The sequence below is a fragment of the Streptomyces hydrogenans genome, assembly GCF_014656075.1.
GTDB classification, from domain to species: domain Bacteria; phylum Actinomycetota; class Actinomycetes; order Streptomycetales; family Streptomycetaceae; genus Streptomyces; species Streptomyces hydrogenans.
On the sequence record NZ_BNBS01000099.1, the window covers coordinates 23,986 to 30,289 of the forward strand.

Here is a 6,304-nt window from a genome sequence, read left to right on the forward strand (position 1 = left end):
TCGCGGTGGCCTCGGTGGTCGGCCAGTAGCACCGCCCGCCCCTCCGGTACGCCCTTGCTTCGAGTGCGCTCCAACGCGTTGGCTTGTGACCCATGGAGTACACGCAGCTCGGACGCACCGGACTCAAGGTCAGCCGCCTCGTCCTCGGCACGATGAACTTCGGCCCGCAGACCGACGAGGCCACCAGTCACACGATCATGGACGCGGCGCTCGACGCCGGCCTGAACTTCTTCGACACGGCCAACGTCTACGGCTGGGGCGCGGAGAAGGGCCGCACCGAGGAGATCATCGGCTCCTGGTTCGCGAAGGGCGACGGCCGGCGCGACAAGACCGTCCTCGCCACCAAGGTCTACGGGAACATGGGTCCCGACGGCGAGGCCTGGCCGAACCACGACAAGATCTCCGCGCTCAACATCCGCCGCGCCGTGGACGCCAGTCTCAAGCGGCTCGGCACCGACCACATCGACGTCTACCAGTTCCACCACGTCGACCGCGCCACCCCCTTCGACGAGGTGTGGCAGGCGATCGACGTCCTGATCGGCCAGGGCAAGATCCTCTACGCGGGATCGTCCAACTTCCCCGGCTACAAGATCGCCCAGGCCAACGAGACCGCCGCCCGCCGCGGCATGGTCGGCCTGGTCAGCGAGCAGTGCCTCTACAACCTCTTCGAGCGCCGCGCCGAGATGGAGGTCATCCCGGCCGCGCGCGAGTACGGCCTCGGGGTCATCCCCTGGTCGCCGCTGCACGGCGGTCTGCTCGGCGGCGTCCTGAAGAAGGAGACCGAGGGCAGGCGCCGCACCGAGGGCCGCGCGGCCCAGACGCTGGCCGACCCGGCGAAGCGCGAGCAGTTCCAGGCCTACGAGGACCTGCTCGACAAGCACGGCCTCGCCCCCGGCGAGGTGGGCCTGGCCTGGCTGCTCACCCGCCCCGGCGTGACCGGCCCGATCGTCGGCCCGCGCACCCCGGAGCAGCTGGCGGGCGCGCTGCGCGCGCTCGAACTGGAGCTGTCGGAGGAGCTGCTGGCCGAGCTGGACGCCATCTTCCCGGGCCCGGGCCCGTCCCCGGAGGCGTTCGCCTGGTAGGCGGCCGGTCCTCCCGTACGGGCTACGCGCCGCCGAGCCAGCTGGTGGCGTCGAGGCGGAACGCCGTCTCCTCGGGGACGACGTTCCGCAGGTCCGCCTCCAGGGCGCGGACGCGGTCGGTGCCGAGGGCGGCGCACCACTCGGCCCGCAGCTCGTCGAAGCCGGCGGCGGAGCGGGCCAGGGCGTCGTAGCCGCGCGGGGTGAGGTGGACGAGTTTGCGGCGCGCGTCGGCGGGATCGTCGGCGCGTTCCGCGTATCCGAGGGCGAGGAGCCGGTCGACGGTCTTCCCGGCGGCCTGCTTGGAGACGCCGAGCCGCCGTCCGATCTCGCTGGCGGTGGCGCCCCGGACGCCGATGGCCTGCATGGCGAAGCCGTGGGCGGGGCGCATGTCGGGGTGGCCCTCGGTGGCGAGCCTGGCGTGCAGCCGGTCGATGAGGGTGCGGAAGCCGCCGAAGAGGAGCAGGGGCAGCTCGTAACCGGGGGAGTCGGGCCGCGGGGCGGCGGGAGCGCCGGGAACGCCCGGGGTGCCGGGAGCGCCCGGAACGCCGGGAGCGCCCGGAACGCCGGGAGCACCCGGAACCCCGGGAGCACCAGGAACGCCCGGAGCACCCGGAACCCCGGGAGTACCGGACACCCCCTTGCCCGAATCGACAACCTGGTTTACGTTTTCTCCATCGACATGGTCAACCATGTTGTCCACCTTACGTCGCGCCGAGGGGAACCGTCATGCCGCGCACCGCTCTCGCCACCCGTACCACCGACGCCGCCGCCGTCCTCAAGGCCCAGGCCCCGCAGGTCCTCGACGCCTTCCTCACCCTCTCCGGGATCTTCGAGTCGACCACCCTCGACCCGCACTCCCGCGAGACCGTGATCCTCACCGTCGCCACCCGCAACCAGTGCCACCTCTGTGTCGACATCCACGAGGCGAAGTACGCCGCCCTCGGCCCCGCCCCCTCCGCCGAACGGCTCGACGCAGTACGGGCCTTCACCCTCCAGGTGCTCGCCTCCTCCGGCGCGGTGTCGGACGCCGAGCTGGCCGCCTTCGAGGCCGCCGGCTACACCCGTCAGAACGCCCTGGAGGTCGTCCTCGGCGTCGGCACCTACACCCTGTCCACCTTCGCCAACCGGCTCGCCCGGGTGGCCTGATTCCCGAACTCCCTTCCATGGGGCGGCGGTTGAGTCCTAACCTGCTCGTATCGGATCGTTCAACGATCGAACGGGGAAGCCATGACCGCGAGTTCCTCCCTGCCCCGCACCTACCGGATCAAGCCGGGCAAGATGACCGCCGTGTACATCGCGGCGGGACTCGGCCTCCCGGCCGCGCTGATCCCGCTCTACAGCGAGGAGTCCATCCCCGGCTGGGTGAAGTGGCTCGTCACCTGGGCGGTCCTCGGCTTCGTCGGCTGGATCGCCTACGCCGCCCGCAAGCTCTCGACCACCGCCGACCGCCAGGGCATCCGCGTCCGCGGCTTCTTCCGGCAGCGGCGGATCGCCTGGGCGGACGTCCAGGACATCCGCGCCGTGCCCAACCCCTCGGCCGCCATGGGCCAGGGCCAGCCGCAGGTGATCTCGTACGCCTACGGGCGCGACGGCCGCCGCGTCCAGCTCTACTACCTGGACGACCACCACGTCCACGTGGAGCGGGAGATCGAGGCCCTGCGCGCCGCCTGGCAGCGGCTGCGCGGCGAGGACTGGACCGAGGACGCGGCGGCGGCCCGGCGCATAGACCGCCGCTCCGCCCGCGAGATCAACCTGCTCAGGGCCATGAGCTGGTCGATGTTCTCGGTGCTCGCCTTCACGGTCCTCTTCGTCGTCCTGCTGCTCACGGACAACGTCTTCCTCGGCCCCGAGTGGATCCTCATCGGGCCGGTGCTGGTCTTCCTGGCGGTCTGGCTGGGCGGCAGCCTGTTCGGTGCCGGCGACGACGGGCGGTGACGGCGGTCAGCGCGGGCGGTAGGGCCCGCCGTACCCCCACGCCTGGTGCATCGCGCCGGCGAAGGCGGCGGCCAGCCTGTGCTCGCCGCTCGGACCCGGATGCGTGCCGTCGTACGTGTCCGTCCGCAGCTCGTAGCCGTCCGGCACCGACGCGAGCAGCAGCGGCGAGGCGGCCGTGTCGAGATCGGCGACCGCCTTCGCCAGCAGCTCGTTGAAGCGGGCGCACTCGGCGGCGAAGGCGGCGTCGTAGGTGGCGCGGATGTTGGGGATCACGGGCAGCAGCACGGCCCGGATCCCCGGGTTCGCGGCCCGGGCGGCGGTCACGAACGCCCGCACGTTCTCCTCGGTCTGCCCGCTGTTGGTGTAGAAGCCCAGGTCGATCAGGCCGAGCGAGACCAGCAGCACGTCGGCGCGGGCCGCGGCGACGGCCTCCCCGATGACCGGGGCCATGTGCAGCCACCCCTCGCCCCACCCGGCCAGGTGCCGGCGGGCGGCGGCCGGGAACGCGGGATCGGCGTACCCCGCCGGATCGCCCGGCTCCCCCTCGGGCACGTACAGCCCGTCCCGGGGCCCGACGATCTCGTACCCGCCGGGCAGCACCCTCTCCAGGTGCTCCCACATGCGGTAACGCCAGGTCCAGTCGCCGGCGCGTCCGATGGTCATGCTGTCGCCGACGAACAGAAAACGCATGCTCCCATCATCCCGGACCCCGCCCGTGACCTGCGACGTGACGCGGGACACGGGCGGGGAGGAGGAACGGGGCCTAGAAGAAGGTCTTGTAGGTGGTGGAGTCGGTGCGCAGGGGGATGGGGACGGCCTTCCCGTAGGGGCGGGTGGTGCTGTCGTTGCCGTGGTAGCGCGCGGAGCCGGAGGGGCCGACGGCGAGGATGTCGGTCACGGGGTGCCAGGGGTTCTTTCCGGCGGGAACGATCTGGGTGTACTTCTGCCAGCCGCCGCCGATCTGGCGGCGGGCGGTGAAGGTGCCGTCGCCCTTGCCGAGGTAGAGCCAGAGGACGCCGTCCTTGTCGCGGGCGAGGAGGTCGCCGCCGGTGGCGCCGGCGATGTTCCCGGGCGCGGTCAGGAGGTTGTACTGGCCCCAGCCGGCGCCGATCTTCTTGCGGGCCTTGAAGGGGGCCTTGGCGTCACCCGTGGAGGTGTAGAGCCACAGGACGCCGCCGGTGTCGGTGGCGAGGAGGTCGCCGCGGCCGTCGCCGTTGAGGTCCGAGCCGCCCACGATCTTGTCGTAGATCTGCCAGCCGCCGCCGATCTTCGTGCGGGGCAGCAGCTTCTGCTTCTCGCTCTGGTACATCCAGAGCACGCCGTCCCGGTCCCGCGCGATGATGTCGTCGGCCGCTCCGCCGGCCAGGTTCCCCGGGGAGGCCAGCAGGGTGTACGTGTTCCACCCGCCGGTGCCGAGGAGCTCCGGGTTGTTCGGCTTGGCGAGGGGCTGGCAGTCCGTCTCGTGGCACTCCAGGTCGGTCCGCATGGCCGTCAACTCGTGCATCGCGTAGGCGGTGAGCCTGCCGGAGCCGTCGCGGACGAGCGCGTCGGCGTCACCGTTGTCGTTGAAGTCGCGCGGCTGCGTGGGGCGGGCCATGGTGAGGGTGCCCGTCCGGACGACGGCAGGTCCGAAGCGGGCCTCCGAACCGGCGGTCATCTTCCACGTGTAGGTGCCGTTGTAGCCGGAGAAGTACTTGTCCAGGCCGCCGTCCCAGGTGAGGAACGGCTGGTACTCGTTGTGGACGCTGGTCTTCCGGCCGGTGGCGGTGTGGGTCAGCTCGAAGTCGACGTACGCCTCCTCCTCGCTGATGTCCCAGCTGAACCGCGTGTAGCCGCTGGTCCGGCTCGGTACCGACACGCTCCTCAGGGTGAGCTCCTGGCCGTCGGGGACGTCCGCCACCATGGTCACCTTTGGCTCGCCGTCCGCGCCGAGGGCGACGCGGAAGACGCCCCAGCCGTCGGCCGCGGTGCCGCCGCGCACGATGAGGGTGCCGTCGGGGCCGGGCGTGACCTGGTTCGCGAAGCGGAACGGCTCGACCGTGTGGCCGTCCTTCCGTGACCGGAAGGTGAGCCGGGTGGAGTCCTCGACCGCGACCCAGTCGTCGCCGAAGGCGAACGTGGCCGAGCCGGAAAGGACTTCGGACGCCCCGGTGTGCCGGTCGACGGCCTTCGTCCTGTCGTCGGAGGTCTTCCAGGCGACGTGATCGGGTGTCACCTGGACGTCGCGGGCGTAGTCACCCAGCTCGTACGTCCGGATGGTGGCGGCCGTGGAGGCGTCGATCACGGCGAGGCGGTACGAGGAGAAGTCGGCGGCGGCCAGCTGGACGGCCACCGTCCCGGGAGCCGTGTCGGCGGCGACCCAGAGCTTGCCGGCCGGCAGCCCCGTCACCTTGCGGTCGACGGTCCGGCCGTCCGGCCCCCGGCCGACCAGGTGCAGGGTGTTGGTGGCCTCGTCGACCATCACGAGCGTCGAGCCGTTGACCGTGCGCAGGGCGTACGGGCTGTCGATGACGACGGGATCGCCGCCCTTGGCCATGTCGTGGAGGGTGTGGCGGGTGCCCTTGCTCGCCACCACGATGTCGCTCTCGGCGGCACCCGAGTGATGGGTCCCGTTGCTGTCGCCGGGGAACGTGACGGTGGTGCCGTCGTACCGGGTCCAGGTGGCGTCGTAGTACTGGGAGGTGAGGAAGCCGGTGGAACCGACGTTGTCGACGCGGTCCATGGAGGTGAGCACCGGCAACGCAGCCTCCGCGCCCGCCGCCTGCGAAGCGGCGGCCGGGGCCGCCGAGGCGACGCCCGGCCCCGCCACGGTGGCGGCGGTCGTCGCGGCGAGGGTGACGGCCAGGGCGGCGGTCAGCCGGAGCCGGGACGGGCGGACGCGGAGATTGCGGGCGTGGGCGCTGGCACGGGACAAGGCGGGGCCTCCTCGGACGAGGGAAGAGCGGGTGCGGCGCCGAACGCCACACCCCACAGACCCGCCGCCCGCCCGGAAGGTTGTACGGGGCGACACCTCGCGTTCAGGCGCGGTGTGCCGCCACCGCACCGCTGATCACCGTGCGCGAGCTCGTCAGAAGAAGCTCTTGTAGGTGGTGGAGTCGGTGCGCACGGGCAGGGGGACGGGTCGCGAGAAGGGGCGGGTGGTGCTGTCGTTGCCGTGGTAGCGCGCGGAGCCGGTGGGGCCGACGGCGAGGATGTCGGTCACGGGGTGCCAGGGGTTCTTTCCGGCGGGGATGATCTGGGTGTACTTCTGCCAGCCGCCGCCGATCTGGCGGCGGGCGGTGAAGGTG

General features: G+C 72.0%; 6 protein-coding genes and 1 pseudogene. 3 read left to right on the top strand and 4 right to left on the bottom strand.

Going from position 1 to position 6,304, the window contains the following annotated elements; translation table 11 throughout:
• Window positions 1-92 precede the first annotated feature (92 nt).
• Window positions 93-1,082, top strand: a complete 990-nt coding sequence (locus IE321_RS30885; RefSeq protein WP_190225307.1) for an aldo/keto reductase — start codon at window positions 93-95, stop codon at window positions 1,080-1,082.
• Between the two features lie 22 nt (window positions 1,083-1,104).
• Here the strand turns inward: IE321_RS30885 and IE321_RS30890 are convergent, their stop codons facing one another.
• The gene (locus IE321_RS30890; protein WP_190225312.1) at window positions 1,105-1,551 is read right to left on the bottom strand and encodes a MarR family winged helix-turn-helix transcriptional regulator; all 447 of its coding nucleotides are present in this window, start codon (window positions 1,549-1,551) and stop codon (window positions 1,105-1,107) included.
• Window positions 1,552-1,808: 257 nt separating this feature from the next.
• Here IE321_RS30890 and IE321_RS30900 point away from each other — a divergent pair, with 257 nt between their 5' ends.
• Window positions 1,809-2,228 (top strand): carboxymuconolactone decarboxylase family protein, encoded by a 420-nt coding sequence (locus tag IE321_RS30900; protein ID WP_190225308.1) that lies wholly within the window; start codon window positions 1,809-1,811, stop codon window positions 2,226-2,228.
• 81 nt (window positions 2,229-2,309) lie between these two features.
• Window positions 2,310-3,017 (top strand): PH domain-containing protein, encoded by a 708-nt coding sequence (locus IE321_RS30905; protein WP_190225309.1) that lies wholly within the window; start codon window positions 2,310-2,312, stop codon window positions 3,015-3,017.
• A gap of 6 nt (window positions 3,018-3,023) precedes the next feature.
• Here IE321_RS30905 and IE321_RS30910 read toward each other — a convergent pair whose 3' ends face one another.
• From IE321_RS30910 to IE321_RS30920, 3 genes and pseudogenes are all read right to left on the bottom strand, one after another.
• A complete protein-coding gene (locus IE321_RS30910; protein WP_190225310.1) occupies window positions 3,024-3,707 on the bottom strand; it encodes a GDSL-type esterase/lipase family protein in 684 nt (227 codons plus the stop codon).
• Window positions 3,708-3,780: 73 nt separating this feature from the next.
• Window positions 3,781-5,931, bottom strand: a complete 2,151-nt coding sequence (locus tag IE321_RS30915) for a hypothetical protein (protein WP_190225311.1) — start codon at window positions 5,929-5,931, stop codon at window positions 3,781-3,783.
• A 153-nt stretch (window positions 5,932-6,084) separates the two neighbouring features.
• Window positions 6,085-6,304, bottom strand: a pseudogene (locus tag IE321_RS30920) (hypothetical protein); the annotation flags it as partial.